At 53.7% G+C, this 15,818-nt stretch carries 11 protein-coding genes; 8 read left to right on the forward strand and 3 right to left on the reverse strand.

Going from position 1 to position 15,818, the window contains the following annotated elements:
• Window positions 1-150: 150 nt before the first annotated feature.
• Window positions 151-2,649 carry a glycoside hydrolase family 2 TIM barrel-domain containing protein gene (locus tag IEW09_RS06120; protein WP_188553323.1) on the reverse strand — a complete coding sequence of 833 codons (2,499 nt, stop codon included), beginning with the start codon at window positions 2,647-2,649 and terminating at the stop codon, window positions 151-153.
• A gap of 246 nt (window positions 2,650-2,895) precedes the next feature.
• Between IEW09_RS06120 and IEW09_RS06125 the strand changes: the two genes are divergently transcribed.
• Together IEW09_RS06125 and IEW09_RS06130 are read left to right on the forward strand one after the other, a co-directional pair.
• Window positions 2,896-4,077: an ROK family transcriptional regulator gene (locus IEW09_RS06125; RefSeq protein WP_188553324.1), complete on the forward strand. Its 1,182-nt coding sequence runs from the start codon at window positions 2,896-2,898 to the stop codon at window positions 4,075-4,077.
• 11 nt (window positions 4,078-4,088) lie between these two features.
• Window positions 4,089-5,312: a glycoside hydrolase family 88/105 protein gene (locus IEW09_RS06130; RefSeq protein ID WP_229739142.1), complete on the forward strand. Its 1,224-nt coding sequence runs from the start codon at window positions 4,089-4,091 to the stop codon at window positions 5,310-5,312.
• Here IEW09_RS06130 and IEW09_RS06135 read toward each other — a convergent pair.
• Window positions 5,309-6,529, reverse strand: coding sequence for an alginate lyase family protein (locus tag IEW09_RS06135; protein WP_188553325.1), 1,221 nt, complete (start codon window positions 6,527-6,529; stop codon window positions 5,309-5,311). The two genes, IEW09_RS06130 and IEW09_RS06135, sit on opposite strands and share 4 nt — an antisense overlap.
• Before the next feature lie 179 nt (window positions 6,530-6,708).
• Here IEW09_RS06135 and IEW09_RS06140 point away from each other — a divergent pair, with 179 nt between their 5' ends.
• The 3 genes from IEW09_RS06140 to IEW09_RS06150 are packed head-to-tail and all read left to right on the forward strand — an operon-like array spanning window position 6,709 to window position 12,213.
• Window positions 6,709-9,162 (forward strand): 3-hydroxyacyl-CoA dehydrogenase NAD-binding domain-containing protein, encoded by a 2,454-nt coding sequence (locus IEW09_RS06140; protein WP_188553326.1) that lies wholly within the window; start codon window positions 6,709-6,711, stop codon window positions 9,160-9,162.
• 22 nt (window positions 9,163-9,184) lie between these two features.
• A complete protein-coding gene (locus tag IEW09_RS06145) occupies window positions 9,185-10,363 on the forward strand; it encodes a thiolase family protein (protein WP_188553327.1) in 1,179 nt (392 codons plus the stop codon).
• A gap of 26 nt (window positions 10,364-10,389) precedes the next feature.
• Window positions 10,390-12,213, forward strand: coding sequence for an acyl-CoA dehydrogenase FadE (locus IEW09_RS06150; RefSeq protein WP_188553328.1), 1,824 nt, complete (start codon window positions 10,390-10,392; stop codon window positions 12,211-12,213).
• Between the two features lie 26 nt (window positions 12,214-12,239).
• Here IEW09_RS06150 and ppk1 read toward each other — a convergent pair whose 3' ends face one another.
• Window positions 12,240-14,423, reverse strand: coding sequence for a polyphosphate kinase 1 (ppk1, locus tag IEW09_RS06155; RefSeq protein WP_188553329.1), 2,184 nt, complete (start codon window positions 14,421-14,423; stop codon window positions 12,240-12,242).
• 166 nt (window positions 14,424-14,589) lie between these two features.
• Here ppk1 and IEW09_RS06160 point away from each other — a divergent pair, with 166 nt between their 5' ends.
• From IEW09_RS06160 to IEW09_RS06170, 3 genes are read left to right on the forward strand one after another with little or no spacing between them, the layout of a single operon-like run.
• Complete coding sequence (locus IEW09_RS06160) at window positions 14,590-15,153, forward strand: RNA polymerase sigma factor (protein WP_188553330.1); 564 nt, start codon at window positions 14,590-14,592, stop codon at window positions 15,151-15,153.
• A gap of 11 nt (window positions 15,154-15,164) precedes the next feature.
• Window positions 15,165-15,524 carry a hypothetical protein gene (locus IEW09_RS06165; RefSeq protein WP_188553331.1) on the forward strand — a complete coding sequence of 120 codons (360 nt, stop codon included), beginning with the start codon at window positions 15,165-15,167 and terminating at the stop codon, window positions 15,522-15,524.
• Window positions 15,521-15,730: a hypothetical protein gene (locus IEW09_RS06170; RefSeq protein ID WP_188553332.1), complete on the forward strand. Its 210-nt coding sequence runs from the start codon at window positions 15,521-15,523 to the stop codon at window positions 15,728-15,730. The genes IEW09_RS06165 and IEW09_RS06170 overlap by 4 nt, the downstream gene beginning before the upstream one ends.
• The last annotated feature ends 88 nt before the right edge of the window (window positions 15,731-15,818 follow it).

Below are 15,818 nucleotides of genomic sequence, written 5' to 3' on the forward strand. Positions count from 1 at the left end.
AGAATCGAATTTATTTTTTTACTGTCTCTAGATCAGCAATGCTTTTTTCAGGTGACGCTAAAAGATAGTTCGCTCAACGAACAATTGTCAATCAATTCGACGACCTCTTGAGAAATATTTTTGAGATCGAATATGCGAGCAGCGGTAATGTTACTTTTTGGTCATATTCGGATTGTAAAAAACGGTTTCAACACCCTGAGAGCTGATGCCGATGGTTACGTTTCCAGTGCTGTTCAGCGATATCTGAGCTCGCCCGTTATACATCTGAACGACGCGAGATCCTGTCGATGTGCCGCAGTTGTCAATTAGCGTGCCATCGCCGGCGAGTGAGAAATGCACTAAGTTTCTTGCATTTAGACACAAGACGCCGTTGGCATCATAGACGCGGCCTTCCACTGTAATGAGCTCTTTCCCGTCTATCGTTTTCCGTCCGATCTCGGACAAGGCCAACTTGGCTGGCGGACCCCACTTTTCGGTCTGATAATCAAATTCGATCTCATCTTTGACAGTAACTTTTCCCTTGGTGGCTATCACCTTGAGATTGTTCTTACCGTGCACAAATGGGGTCATCCACCGGAGCCCGGCAGCCGGGAAGTCCTGACTATTACGGTGTTTGACGCCCACAGACTTTCCATTGACGAAGAGTTCGGCGCTGTCGCAGTTGGAATAGACCTTGACCATCTTCAACTCGCCTTCATCGCCCCATCGTATCGGCCAGCTATGTCCATAGAGGTGGACCATCGGTGCATCGCTCCAATAGGACTGGAAGACGAAGTAACTCTCCTTCTTCGTCATGTCGCGCTCGATGACGCCTTTTTGGTTGATTCGCGGAACAGGATTTTCTATGCGGAGCGGTGTGGTGAAGTCTTTGAAAATCCACTGCGCGGAGCCCGTCAGCCAAGGCAGGGTCTCCTGGGTCTTCAAATACCAATCGAATAAGTTGCAAGCATAGGTCTCCGACCAGTCACCATCTTTTGAGACGCGGCTTTGTCCTCCAGTCATCAGATAATCCATCCCGCGTTCATCTGTCCCTGTGCCGGTAGTAATTTTGGCCAACACTTTGTCGGGGTCCTCCGAGTGTCGGCGCGCATGACTATCGGCACCCCACTCTGCATGGAAGAAATGGTTGACACGTTCGCGCTCTGTCTCCAGGGTTTTTTGATATTCGGTATATTCGCCGCGATACCAGCCTGCCCATATGGAGGGTGAATAAACGTCGGTGATGTCTCGAGCAAAATCGCAGCGGCGAATTGTAGTGAATCGCGATGGATCCAGTTCGTGCGCCAACGAGTTCAGCTCCTGAAACAGCGCTCGAATCTCTTGCTGGTTCACCTCGGGGTACTCGGTCGGCCAATCGTCTTCGTTGCCCAGCCCCCATAAGAGAATGCTCGGATGGTTGTAGTGCTGCGCGATCATGGTGCGTAGCTTATCGCGCGTCATATCTTTGAATACGTCGTTTCCGACTCCGCCGCGGCACCATGGAACCTCTTCCCATACCAGTATTCCCAGGCGATCGCAGTTCGACAGCACACGCCGCGACTGCTGATAATGTGCGAGCCGAATGAAGTTCACACCCATATCCTTCATCAGCTGCATCTCCTGATCGATCAGATCATCGGGCATTGCCGCTGCGTAGCCTGCATGATCTTCATGGCGATGGGTGCCGCGCAACAATAGACGTTCGCCATTCAATTTGAATGGCCCATGTTCTACGAACTCCGTATGTCGAATGCCAAAGGTTTCTTTTGCAACGTAGCTTCCGCCTTGACCGCCTACAGTGATGTTGCATTGATAGAGGTGCGGGGAAGAGGGGCTCCATAGCTCGGGTGTTTTCACCGTAAAGTTTGTAAGCTCTTTTGCGTCTTTCCATGGCGCGATTTTTTCTTGCGAATGGTAAAGAGAAGTGCCCTTTGCATCGACGACTTCGATAGTAACTTCGAGCGGATCATTGCTATCGGTCGGATTGTAGAGCCATCCCAAGACCGAGATCTTTGCCGGAGAGCCGGGAGCAGCAAGCTCAGAACGTACATGCACCGTCTCCAGTGATACAGCAGGGACGTAAACCAGATTTACGTGACGGTACAGACCACCGTAGAGGCTGAAGTCGCTCAGGTCGGAAGGAATTCGATTGAGGTCCCGCGAGTTGTCGCAGAGTACTGCAAGCGGAATGTCTGACGATGTCGCTGCCAGATCGGTGATATCTACGACGAATTCGTCATAGCCGCCCACATGCTTTCCGACCAGCTTCTCACCTATATAGACCGCAGCTGTTTGGCCCGCACCTTCAAAGTGCAGCAATGTTCTTCCCGTTTTGTACGGATTGGCGATAGACACGTGTGTGCGATACCACCCGTTGCCCTGGTAGTAAGGCCTGTCCGGATCGCATGCATCGTAGGCATTGAAGCAATGCGGCATGGTGATGGACTGCCACACAGCAGTTTCTTTGCTGTGCCAGACCTCCCATGGGCCGCCCATCGTTCCTTCCAGATATTCCCATCCGTTTGACAGCCGCTGACTCTGTGCGCCGTCGAGAGAGCCTGTTGATCCGCTCGCTAAGGTAGCGATACTGGCATGAAGCAAATTGCAGGGGAGGATAGAGATTGCAGCCGCTGTGGTGCCTGTCTTAAGAAACTGTCGGCGGGAATACATGATGGGCTATTGCTCCTGGCCTGTCCGTGCCGGAGCGGGCCGTGTGTGCACCTTGGATGCTGTGTCGTGTGACAATAATTCAAAGCATCTACAAAATGCTGTCCTTCAGTGATATAAAGATTCGGCTGCTCGGATGTCAAGCAAGAACAGCACGAAGACGAATACCGCACACGTGCGGGTTCTATTTGAATCAGACTGCTTCACTTTGGTTATGCACAAATTACGCCAGATCGGAATAACCGGAAAATGCCGATTCGTTCCTCTTCATCGTTTGCATTTACGCAAAAGCAAAGCGCATCCAACAAGACGCCACGTCAGATTAATCGCAACTTGGTCTTCAACCTCATTCGTGCTCGCCAACCGCTATCGCGCGCCGATCTGGCAAGGGTTTCCGGTTTGCAGCGCAGCACCGTGTCTCTGATCGTTGAAGAGTTAATCCGTGAAAAGTGGATTCTCGAGGGAACGACCGGCAGGCTTCCGCGTGGCCGCAGACCAACGTTTCTCGAGCTCAATCATCAGCGCGGCGTGATTGCTCTCGATATTCATCCATCACAAACTACGGTGGCCGTGACCGACTTAGGTGGCAGAATCGTCGCGCAAAACGTAGTCGATCTGCCCCACGATCCCGGTAAGGTCATTCAACCCATCGTCCACGCCATCCGAAAGCTGATTGCGGCGCATAGTGATAAATCTTTCGATGGCATTGGTATCAGTCTTCCAGGGCGACCCGACCCGGCGTTGCAGAAGCTTATCTTTGCCCCAAACCTCAACTGGCCTGTGCTTAGTATCAAGTCGCGCATCGAGAGAGCCACCGGTCTGCGTGTAGAGATGGACAACGTAGCCAATGCGTGCGCTCTCTCCGAGGTCTGGTTTGGCGATAGCGATGGCATGCACGATCTTGTCGTCGTCAATGTGTCTGAAGGAATTGGAACCGGAATCTTTGCGAACGGAAGACTGCTTCGCGGAGCGAATGGCATGGCTGGAGAGTTTGGCCATGTTCAGTTGGAGATGGAAGGGCCTCTCTGCGGCTGCGGTGGTCGCGGATGCTGGGAGACGGTAGCCTCTAACCGTGCGGGCCTGCGTTACTACCACGAACTCAATGGGAACTCCGGAGAGCAAACGCCGCAGAACTTTACCGCACTTGTAAAGCTGGCACAAAATGGGGACGAAAAAGCGATCAAGGCGCTGGAGAAGATGTCTACCTTCCTTGGACGAGGCCTGCGCATGATCGCCTCCGCACTTGCCCCCAGCGAGATCATCATTGTTGGCGATTTCACTGCTGCATGGTACCTGTTTGGTCCTCTTGTCGAGGCTGAACTTAAGAAAAACTCACTCTCGAGATCGCCAAAACTTCGGCCATCTTTCGAGGGCAACACAGCACGATTGCGCAGCGCCGTGGCACTCGTTATGAATGAAGGTCTGATTTAATGGAGCCCATTATGTTTTCTTTCGAAAAGACCCCGATCCCGTTTTCGCTGAAGATTCAAAGCTCGAAGTTCATGGGTGCATTGATTCTTGGCGTTTTACTTGCCAGCTGCTTCGCGGCTCACGCGCAGACACCTGCGCACGAAAAGTCGGCAGTTGTACCTGTCGATCGTAATGCCGCCGGTGACGCGCCGGACGATCCTGGCCCGCTTGCCACAGATCTTTCGAGCGCTCTTAAGCCAAAAGCAATCTCGGCTGCGATGAAGAAGGTCGCCGACTGGGAGCTGACGGTTGCCGAGCCCAGCTTTAATCAGCAGTGGACCTTTGCCGCGTTGTATGACGGACTGATTGCTGCCTCTGCGACGACCCATGACACGAAGTATCGCGATGCTGTTCTTCACATGGCCGAGCACTACGACTGGCAACTATTGGATAAGCGTTTTCCTCATGCCGATGATCAAGCTCTGGGACAAGCCTATCTCGATCTTTATCTTATCGATCACAAGCCTGAGCGTATGGCGAATACCAAGGAGATTATGGATCGTCTCGTCGTCCGTCAGGATGATCCCAACAAGCTGCTCTGGTGGTGGTGCGATGCCTTGTTCATGTCGCCACCGGTGCTTTTGCGAACTTATGCAATCACGCATGACCGCAAGTATCTCAACTACATGGATCATGAGTGGTGGCTGACCTCTGCCAGCCTCTACGACCAGCAGGATCATCTCTACTTCCGCGATAGCCGTTACCTCACGCAAAAGCAGGCTAACGGTCAGAAGCTCTTCTGGTCGCGCGGCAATGGCTGGGTCATGGGCGGTCTCGCCAATGTGCTGGAATTCATGCCTGCGGATTATCCGAGCCGGTCAAAATATGTCGAGCAGTTCCGACAGATGGCTGCAAAGCTGGCAGAGATTCAAAGCCCGGATGGCTTGTGGCGCTCAGGCTTGCTCGATCCTGATTCCTATGAGCTTCCCGAGGTCTCTGGTTCAGCGTTTATTACCTATGGCATTGCCTACGGAATCAATCATCACATTCTCGACCGCGCAAAGTATCAGCCCGTCGTCGAGAAGGCATGGAAGGGAATGCTCACGCACGTCTATGCCGATGGAAGGCTTGGTTCCATTCAACCGATCGATGGGCAGCCTGGCAAGTTTAAGCCGTCAGCCAGTTACGTCTATGGCGTCGGCGGCTTTTTGCTTGCCGGCTCGGAGATGCACCGTCTTGCTGAATCGAAGCACTAACTGTTAGTCGTATGCCCTGACCCTGCCATCCACAGCAATGGTTGCCGGATGGGAAAGTTTCGGATGACCTCCGGAACCACAGGGTCAGGGTTGAGTGTCTTCCATAACGCGATGTAATCCTGCTTGCCATAGGCCAGGCCGGAGAAGAGCAGCGCAGGATTTCTGACCGGGAAGTCGTCGAAGTGTTCGACATCGTGCGCGAACGGCCACGCAGCCTTGTCCTTGATATAGGGATACATGAACTGCATCAGCTTGCGCAGCCCGCGGCCATCCGGCGTGGCAAAACTCCATAGATCATCACTCTTGGCCGAGATACTTTGAGCGATGCCGCAAAGCACATCCATATCGAAGAGGGAGTAGCTGTAAGGCTTTGTACGTGCCAGCTCCAGCGGCAGACTTCCATTGGCAGCGATCTGGCCAGGTACAAGCACGGTCTTGAAGCGTTCGCGGCACCATGACATGACCTCTTCATTTTGGGTAAACCGTGCAAACTCTCCAGCCTGCAAAACCCAGCAGGTCCCATGGTTGTTCTTTGCATCGCGCTCTTCCTGGCCATTCTTTGAGGTGCGCATCCACTCGAGATAGTCCGCAAACCACTGCTGAATCTCTTTTCCACCTTCGAGCACCTGTGCAGCCATTAGCAGAGTTGCTGCCCGCGCCGGTTCCACCAGATGGAGTGTGTCGATAATTCCGGTCCCACGCCCTTTGCTCACTCCGAAGATTGCCTGTGCAAACTGTAGATTCGGATTCATTCGTGTAGCTGGATCGACGAACCACGCTCGCAGATGCTGCCCGGCGTGCTCTGCGTATCTTCGTTCCCGCGTTAGCTCCCATGCGGCAGTCAGTGCAGGGACAATCAGGCTTAGCCTGATCAGAGCGTTGCGGTGCGCATTGAAGTTTTCTGGGTTCGACATGCCATCGCGCCGTATATAAGGACCGCCCGGGTTCTTCGGGTCCGGCCACCAGTAGTCTCCTTCGGAGAAGTAATCATGCGGTCCCCCTGAACTGCGCGTAGATCGTGCTGCAGTTACGGTGATCGGTTTCTCCGTGAGATAACGGTTGGCTGTGGCAAGAATTCGCGCGTGATCGAGCTTTGCAACCATTGTGTAAGGGGTCATTTCAGTATGGGTGGTGCTCGCATATAAGGCCCGGCTGGGGAGATAGGCAGCCATACTCCCGGCAATCGCTAAAAACTCTCGTCGTGTCGTTATCTTCATTCTGTAGCCTTCTTGGTATTCCGTTCGCAGATCAAACAAAATAGGAGTGCCTCGCCATCATACTTGCCTCCACTCCTGACGCGCCAACTCACTTCATGATGGTGATAGCGAGTAGCTTGACTACTGAATGGTCGTTCAGTAAGCTGCACTCGTCTGAGGTTTTATCCCCGGGAGCCCGAATGCCCCAGAGCAATACCGCACTGAGACAGATTCGCAAAGTCGCCGTTCTTGGAGCCGGGACCATGGGCTCACGGATTGCTGCTCACATCGCTAATGCCGGACTCCCCGTAATTCTGCTGGATATTGTGCCTCCGGGAACAGGTGGAGACGCTCCCAGCCACGAGCGAAGCAAGTTCGCGCTTGCCTCTCTTGAGGCTCTCAAGGGATCGAAGCCTGCAGCATTTTATGCAGTTGATAGTGCTCGCCTCATTACGCCTGGCAACTTTGAGGACGATCTCGCGCTGATTGCAGACTGCGACTGGGTTATCGAAGCAGTTGCAGAAGATCTCGACATCAAGGCAGCGCTGCTCAATAAAGTACAACCGCACCTGCGACCCAATGCGATTCTTACGACGAATACCAGCGGATTGCCTATTGACGCGATTGCAGCCCGCCTCCCCGACGATCTGCGGCAGCGTTTTTTCGGTACTCACTTTTTTAATCCGCCGCGCTATATGCGCCTGCTCGAAATTATCCCCACGGACGATACCAACCTCGACGATATCGCTTGCATCTCGCACTTCTGTGATCAGCGTCTTGGTAAAACCATCGTTCGCTCGCACGATACCCCTAATTTCATCGCGAACCGTATCGGCACATTCAGCCTGGGTAACGCGATTCGCTTAATGCAGGTGCAGGGATTGTCCATCGAAGAGGTCGACGTTCTCACGGGAACTGCCCTTGGTTGGCCCAGAACGGGAACCTTTCGACTCGGCGATATGGTCGGCATCGATGTGCTGGCACATGTAGCGAAGAACTTCGAGGCACAGGCCGAGCGTATTCAGGATGAGCGTGCCGAGGTCACTCTTGCGCCGTTCATCGAGACAATGATTGAGAAGAAGTGGCTCGGTGATAAGAGCGGGCAGGGTTTCTACAAGAAAGAGGGCCGGGACACCGAAGGACGCGACGTTCGCCTGGTTCTGGATTGGCGAACGTTCGATTACAAGCCCAGTACTCGGCCAAAGTTTCCTGCACTCGATATGGCGAAGAGCATAGACTCCACCGCTGCACGTATCGCGCAGCTGCTCCATGCTGATCCATCGAAAGACAAAGCCGCAGCATTTTACTGGCCCTTGCTTACCGAGCTTTTTACCTACACCGCAAACCGCATTCCCGAGATAGCCGATAGCATCGTTGAAGTAGACCAGGCTATGAAGGCCGGATTCAACTGGGAACTTGGTCCCTTCGAGATGTTCGACGCTGCCGGAGTGCGAGCGACGACGGAGAAGATGCGTGCCGCTGGGATGCCTGTAGCAAAGAACGTCGAGAAGCTTCTTCACGCAGGCGAGAGCTGGTACAAGGAGGATCCCACCATTCCCAGTGGGCGTCTCTTCTTCGATCCAGTCAGCAGCACCTATAAGCCTGTTCCGGTTGCAGACGGCGTAACATCGCTTGCCGTCATCAAAAAAGCGCGCGGTGTAGTCAGAAAGAATCCGGGAGCTTCTGTCGTAGACCTTGGTGACGGCGTTGCGGCCATTGAGCTGCATTCGAAGATGAATGCTCTGGGCGACGATATTGTCTCTCTCATCACACAGACGCTCAAGCCGTCCAGTCAGCAGGTGACAGACTTTGAAGCGTTCGTCATCACCGGAGACTCAGTTAATTTTTCCGTCGGCGCCAATCTCATGCAACTCCTTCTCACCATTCAGGACGAAGAGTGGGACGAAGTTGATCTCGCTGTGCGCGCCTTTCAGAATATGACGCAGACAATCAAGTTTTGCCCGCGCCCTGTTGTCGTTGCGCCGTATGGTATGTGTCTTGGCGGAGGCACGGAGATATCTCTGCATGCTGCTGCACGTCAGCCTCATGCCGAACTTTACATGGGGCTTGTCGAAGCTGGTGTCGGCCTCATTCCTGGAGGAGGAGGATGTAAAGAGATGACGATCCGCAGCATTGAGGCTGGCTCCAGCATCCGCCCCGATGCGCGTGGCGAAGGAGTTGAGATATTCGAGGCTCTAAAGAAGAACTTCGAGACGATTGCCAAGGCCGTAGTTTCAACCTCAGCAGCGGAAGCCCGCAGCCTCGGCTTTCTGCGCCCCTCAGACAACATTACGAGCAACCGTGATCGTCTTCTTACAGAAGCTAAACTGCGTGCTCTCGCAATTGCTCGTGCAGGCTATGCTGCGCCAATCGCACGCACAGACATTCCTGCCCCCGGTGAAAGTATTCTCGCAACCTTGAAGCTGGCCGTCTGGACAATGCACGAGGGTGGATACATCTCTGACCACGATGCGAAGGTGGCTAACTGGGCCGCCTATGCACTGTGCGGTGGCAAAATCTCTCCTGCTACTCCTGTCAGTGAGCAATATTTGTTAGACCTCGAGCGGGAAGCATTTCTCTCTCTCTGTGGCGAAAAGAAGACTCAGGAAAGAATTGCTTTTACGCTCAAGACAGGCAGGCCACTAAGGAATTAGAGCCCCAGGAGTTTTACGTCCCATGAACGAAGCTGTGATCGTCTCCGCTGTTCGCACTCCTGTAGGCAAGGCTCCTCGTGGCACACTGCGCACGACGCGACCTGATGACCTGGCTGCGTTCGCAATCATGGGAGCATTGGAGCGCATCCCGCAATTAGATAAAAAAGAGATTGAAGATGTGATTCTGGGCTGCGCCATGCCGGAGGCGGAACAGGGAATGAACGTTGCCCGTGTTGCCAGCTTCCGAGCCGGACTGCCTGTCGAATCTTCTGCCATGACCATCAACCGTTACTGTGCCTCTGGTCTGCAAAGTATTGCCATTGCTGCAGATCGCATTCGAACTGGAAGCGCTGAGGTGATTGTCGCCGGAGGTACTGAAAGCATGTCCTATGTCCCCTTCGGCGGCAATAAGATATCTGTCAATCCATGGCTGGTTGAAAACTACCCAGGCTCGTACATGTCGATGGGTTTGACCGCCGAGCGCGTGGCTACTCGCTATGGCATCACGCGTGAGGCAATGGATGAGTTTTCATACAACTCTCATCAAAAGGCACTTTCTGCCATTAGCGCGGGGAGATTCGATGATGAGATCGTTCCGGTAACGGTTACGAATACAAAAATCTGCAGCAAAGGAAAGGCCAAGTCAGTTGGAGTCATTTTCAAGCAAGACGAGGGCCCTCGCGCAGATACTTCACTGGAAGCGCTTGCAAAGTTGAAGCCTGTCTTCCACGCCAAAGGCACGGTGACAGCAGGAAATTCTTCGCAAACGTCTGACGGAGCGGCCGCCGCTGTGGTCATGTCGGCCAGCCATGCCGCAGCACTTGGCATCAAGCCATTGGCGAAGTTTATTGCCTTTGCCTATGCAGGGTGTGACCCCGAAGAGATGGGCATCGGTCCTATTTATGCTGTACCCAAAGCGCTCAGGATGGCTGGATTATCGTTGGACGACATTGGAGTTATCGAACTCAATGAAGCCTTCGCCGCACAATCTCTTGCTGTCATTAAGGTCCTTGGAATTGATTCAGCCAAGGTCAATGTCAACGGCGGAGCAATTGCTCTTGGCCATCCACTAGGCTGCACCGGGGCCAAACTTACCGCTACGCTTCTTCGCGAGATGCCTCGCCGCGCGGCAAGGTATGGAATGGTAACAATGTGTGTAGGCGGCGGCATGGGAGCCGCTGGAATATTCGAGGTTCAATAACTGTTTTTGGATTGCAAGGAGCTGCCATGGCTACAACAACTCTTCCCGTAACTCCCTCCGACAAGAAAATTATTCCTGGAGGCAGCTTCCTGATCTGCAATCCCACTCCGCAGGACTGTTTCTTCCCCGAAGACTTCAGTGATGAACAGCGTCAGATCGCGCAGACTACCGCTGAGTTTGCCGCTAACGAGATCGTTCCTGCCTCTGACCAAATTGAGGCTAAGGACTTTGCCGTCATTCGCCGGCTCATCAGGGAAGCCTCCGAGTTGGGACTAACTTCGGTAGACATTCCCGAAGAATATGGCGGCCTGGAGATGGACAAGAGCACTGCCGCCATCATCGCCGAAAATATCGCGCTACAAGGAAGCTTCTCCGTCATCTTCTCGGCGCACGTTGGCATTGGCACGCTGCCTATCGTCTGGTATGGCACGACAGAGCAAAAAAAGAAGTATCTTCCAAAACTCGCGAGCGGCGAATTCATCGGCGCCTACGCGCTTTCAGAGTCTACTAGCGGCTCTGATGCTGTAAGCGCTCGTACTCGTGCCGTCTTGTCTGAAGATAAGCAGACCTACACCTTGAACGGTGAAAAGATGTGGATTACCAATGCTGGGTTCGCAGATCTTTTCACCATCTTTGCTCAATGCGCGATTTCCGACGGACCGAAAGCCGGTGAAGAAAAACTCACGGCCTTTCTGGTCGAGCGCGGCACTCCTGGTCTCACCATTGGCAAAGAAGAGCACAAGCTCGGTATTCGAGGTAGCTCTACCTGCCCGCTTAGCCTTGCAGACTGTAAGATCCCAGCTGCAAATCTCCTTGGCGAGGTAGGGAAGGGAACTCACATCGCCTTCAACATTCTTAATGTCGGACGCTACAAGCTCGGCAACGCTGCTGTCGGAGCTGCGCGCATGGCACTCGGCAATGGCATTCGTTATGCCAAAGAGCGCAAGGCCTTCGGCAAAGCTATCTCCGAATTTGGGCTCATTCAGGAAAAGCTTGCAGACTGCGCCATCGGTATCTTTGTCGGTAAAGCACTCTCCTACCGCACCGTTGGCATGATCGATACAGCTTTAGCCGACGTCGATAAGCACGATACTGCTGCGATTCAAAAGGCTATTGAAAATTACGCAGTCGAATGCAGCATCGTTAAAGTCTGGGACTCAGAGATGCTCGACCGCGTTGTCGACGAGGTCCTACAGATTTATGCAGGCTATGGCTACGTCGAGGAGTATCCTGCTGAACGCGCCTATCGTGACTCACGCATCAACCGCATCTTCGAAGGCACCAACGAGATCAACCGTCTCATCATCACCGGCTGGCTCATTAAGTCCGCAATGTCTGGCAAGCTGGCGCTGATGCCAGCGATTAAACAGCTTATGGATGAAGTCATGGCTGGGCCAACGGTAAAAGAAGAAGACGAGGGGCCACTGGCTGCCGAAATCAGTCTGCTTGCGAGCGCTAAAAAGCTCACGCTCTTCGCCGCTGGATCTGCCACACAAAAATACATGGCCAGCATCTCCGACCAACAGGAGATCATGGGCGCTATCGCGGATATGGTCATCGAAGTCTATGCGATGGAATCAGCCATCCTTCGCGCACAAAAGATTGTTGCTGCTAAAGGAAACGCCGGAGCTGAAGTTTACGTGACGATGGCCCGTATCTACGCCGCGGTGTCTATCGAAAAGATTGAACTCTGCGCTCGCAAAGTTATCGCGGCCACAGCCGAAGGCGATATAACTCGAACACAGGTTGCTATTCTTCGCCGCCTTGCCAAGCATGAACCGACCGACACGATTGCTCTCCGTCGACAAGTTGCTCAGCATATCGTCAAAGCAGGGAAGTATGCCCTCTAGTTCAGCCACTTTGTAAGAGCACTCATCTACGAGACCGTACCTTCAGGGGCGGCCTTTGCTTTTGCGGGAACTGCTTCCACTGCACCTTCTGCGATGCGCATCAGATAATCCTGCGCCGCAAATGGAGCTACCGTCTTTGCTGCTCTTACATACTCTCCATCCGGTTGCAGCAGCCGAGCCTTCGTATTATCCGCCAGATACGCTGCCAGGATCTCTTCTCGTAAGCGTTTCGCCAGGTCGGCCTGTGTCACTGGGAACAAGACCTCGCATCGCTCGAACAGGTTTCGCGGCATCCAGTCCGCGCTGCCGCAGTAGATCTCCTCTTTTCCGCCATTGGCGAAGCAGAAGATACGGCTGTGTTCGAGATATCGCCCCACAATGCTACGTACTCGTATATGTTCGCTTAATCCCTTCACTCCAGGGCGCAGCGAGCACATTCCTCGTACAATCAGATCGATCTCCACCCCAGCCTTCGAAGCCTCGTACAAGGCCTCGACAGTGGGCCTGTCGAGCAGTGCATTCATCTTGGCTACAATCGCCGCTGGCTTTCCAGCTTTTGCATGGGCTGTCTCGCGTGCGATCAACGCGATTACCTTCTCTGCCAATGTCAGCGGAGCAACCAGCAGGGGTGCATAAGATGCGGCCTCCGTCTCGGCCGTTAGATAGTTGAATACCTTCTGCACTGCCTCAGTCATCTCTGGCCTCGACGTGAGCAAACTGATGTCGGTATAAAACCGCGCCGTCACCGGATTGTAGTTTCCTGTGCCCAGGTGAGCATATCTTCGCACGATGCCATCAGGATCGCGTCTGACTAGCAGTGCCAGTTTGCAGTGTGTCTTGAAGCCAAATATCCCGTGAAAGACTCCAACTCCTGCATCCTCCAGCTCTCGTGCCCAGCGAATGTTCGAGTCTTCGTCGAACCTTGCCATCAACTCGACCACAACAGTGACATCTTTACTCTGCGCTGCCTCAATCAGCGCACGAAAGATCGGTGAGTCCTTACTTGTGCGGTAGAGCGTCTGCTTCATCGAGATGACGCCGGAATCCCTCGCCCCCGCCTCGATGAAATCCTCCACCGTCTTGTATGAGTCGAAGGGATGGTGCAGCATCACATCATGGGTACGCAGTTCTTCAAACAGATCAACCAGCTTCGGCCCCAGCTTGAACTCTTTCCCGGCAAACGCAGGATATTTAAGCTCGGGCCGTTTCGTCTCCGAGTAGAGATTCATCAATCGTGAAAGATTGACGGGCCCATCCGTCCGATAGACCTGCCAGGGATCAAGCTCAAAGTTCATTCGCAGCCGGTCGACGATTTCGTCTCCTGCCGAACCATCGATCTCCAACCGCACGGCATCGCCTTTGCGGCGGTTATGCAACTCCGCACGCACGCTCTCCAGCACCGACCGCGACTCTTCTTCCTGCATATAGAGATTGCTGTTTCGAGTCACGCGAAATGCCGAGCAGGATAGAATTTCGTATCCACGAAACATCCTCTCCACCTGCGATTCAATCAGTTCGTGCAGCAGAATGAAGTCGCTGTATCCCTCAGGACCCGGCAGCGGCACCAGACGAGGCAGGGAACGCGGCACAGTTACAACACCCAGAATCGCAGGCCGCGTCCCGCCGTTTCCCTTACGCTTATTCTTCAGCAGGAGAGCAAGGCAAAGCGCCTTGTTCTGCACTCGCGGAAACGGGTGCGAAGGGTCGATCGTTACCGGGGTTAGCAACGGATCGACCTCATTCTCATAGAACTCCAGCGCATGGGCACGTGCCTTGTCGCCGACCTGTTCCCACCGCAGCACACGGATTCGCTCATCTCTCATGGCAGGCAGCAGTTGTTCATTCCAGCACCGATACTGGGCTGCCACGAAATTCTTCAGGCGTTCGCGCAACTGGTCGAGCCGTTGCTGCGGTCGCAACCCACCCTCATCCAGAGGTTGAGCAAGGTTATAGCCGTCTTCAATTCGCTGCAGGATACCGGCCACCCGAATCTCGATAAACTCATCCAGGTTGCTCGCCGTAATCGCAAGAAATTTCACTCGCTCCAGCAATGGATTTGTAGCATCCTGCGCCTCTTCGAGTACGCGCTGGTTAAATCGCAGCCACGATTCGTCCCGACTGAAGAAAAGGGTTTCAACAACTTTCGTGGCAGCCTTCTTTACGGGCTTGGCATCGTCTGTTTCTGCGGCTACTCGTTTTTTAGCAGTCATAGAGGTATATGAGATTACCGTATTCATATGAAGGCCGCGCAAATTCAAAGGTTTGCCTGACGGAAAAACTTAAGCAATAACGATCATCTCCCAAGTCAGCCGGCGCCGAAAATAAATTGAGGCAAAGCTAAAATATCCCCACCCCCTCATCCGTCTACACCAGCAGATGAACGAATTGACGATCATCGAGCAGGACCAGCTCATCTCCGAGGCGATGCGCCGGGATGAGCCGCGCCTGCGCAGCTTCATCCGCAAACGAGTCGCCGACAGCGGAGAAGCCGAAGACATTCTGCAGGACGTCTTCTATGAACTCATCGAGGCCTACCGCCTCATGAAACCCATCGAACAGGTTACAGCGTGGCTCTTCCGCGTGGCGCGAAACCGGATGATCGATCTTTTCCGCAAGAGCAAGCCCGGTTCGCTCAATGAGCCTATTTCAAATGCAGAGGGCTGCAATACGCTCGAAGATCTTCTGCCCTCGCCTGATCTTGGGCCGGAGGCGGCCTATGCGCGCAGCCTCCTGCTTGATGCGCTTGACGAAGCTTTGGAAGAGTTACCACCGGAGCAGCGCGAAGTTTTTATTGCCCATGAGCTGATGGGCCAAAGCTTTAAAGAAATCGCGGCCGAAACCGGCATCAGCGTCAATACGCTGCTCTCGCGCAAACGCTACGCCGTTCTGCACCTGCGCAGCACGCTGCAATCAATCTACGACACCATCGCAAAGCCATAAGGAGAAGTCCAATGCGTCATCATCCAATCATCAAAGGAATCAAAATCATCCTCTTCATTCTCGTCGGAGGCACAGTCCTCGGATTTGTCACCATGGAGCTCTGGAATGCTCTTCTGCCGCAAATCTTAGGCTTGCATCGCATCACCTTCTGGCAGGGAGTCGGCCTCGTCATTCTCAGCAGAATCTTCTTCGGCGGCTTCCATCGCCACTCCGGCCATCGTGATCAGTGGAACCGGAACATGAAGCACCGAATGCGCGAACGTTGGGAGAATATGAGCCCCGAGGATCGCGAAAAATTTCGCAAAGGAATGCACTGCGGCCGTAATCCCTTTGCCCAGTCCCAGGAACATACCGCGGAGCCACGTATATGACTGAACCGGAAAAGATTGATACCACAGTGCCAGAGCGTCAGTTTCATCACGCCGCGCATGTGCCTCGCACCACTCCAGACTCAGCCGACTTCCGTGTCATGGAGCTGGAGCTTGAAAACTTTCGCCTGCAAAGACTGGTGGCCGAACTGCTTCTGAAGAATCAGCAGTTAAGAAAGCACAAGGAAGAGGGTGAGCCTGACAAATAGAGAACCGCGCTGCCTTTAGTTTCAGGCATTTCATCCCAGTCGCAGCCATTTTGGCCAGTATCTATTTTTCTGCTTGCGTCTTTTCCAA

The sequence above is a fragment of the Edaphobacter dinghuensis genome, from assembly GCF_014640335.1.
Lineage (GTDB): Bacteria > Acidobacteriota > Terriglobia > Terriglobales > Acidobacteriaceae > Edaphobacter > Edaphobacter dinghuensis.

Bases quoted from the DNA above. Each gene is read 5' to 3' on its own strand.
- IEW09_RS06145 (WP_188553327.1), top strand. From the start codon at position 9,185: ATGAACGAAGCTGTGATCGTCTCCGCTGTTCGCACTCCTGTAGGCAAG.
- IEW09_RS06130 (WP_229739142.1), top strand. From the start codon at position 4,089: ATGTTTTCTTTCGAAAAGACCCCGATCCCGTTTTCGCTGAAGATTCAA.
- IEW09_RS06165 (WP_188553331.1), top strand. From the start codon at position 15,165: ATGCGTCATCATCCAATCATCAAAGGAATCAAAATCATCCTCTTCATT.
- IEW09_RS06150 (WP_188553328.1), top strand. From the start codon at position 10,390: ATGGCTACAACAACTCTTCCCGTAACTCCCTCCGACAAGAAAATTATT.
- IEW09_RS06135 (WP_188553325.1), bottom strand. From the start codon at position 6,529: ATGAAGATAACGACACGACGAGAGTTTTTAGCGATTGCCGGGAGTATG.
- IEW09_RS06160 (WP_188553330.1), top strand. From the start codon at position 14,590: ATGAACGAATTGACGATCATCGAGCAGGACCAGCTCATCTCCGAGGCG.
- IEW09_RS06125 (WP_188553324.1), top strand. From the start codon at position 2,896: ATGCCGATTCGTTCCTCTTCATCGTTTGCATTTACGCAAAAGCAAAGC.
- IEW09_RS06140 (WP_188553326.1), top strand. From the start codon at position 6,709: ATGCCCCAGAGCAATACCGCACTGAGACAGATTCGCAAAGTCGCCGTT.
- IEW09_RS06120 (WP_188553323.1), bottom strand. From the start codon at position 2,649: ATGTATTCCCGCCGACAGTTTCTTAAGACAGGCACCACAGCGGCTGCA.
- IEW09_RS06170 (WP_188553332.1), top strand. From the start codon at position 15,521: ATGACTGAACCGGAAAAGATTGATACCACAGTGCCAGAGCGTCAGTTT.
- ppk1 (WP_188553329.1), bottom strand. From the start codon at position 14,423: ATGACTGCTAAAAAACGAGTAGCCGCAGAAACAGACGATGCCAAGCCC.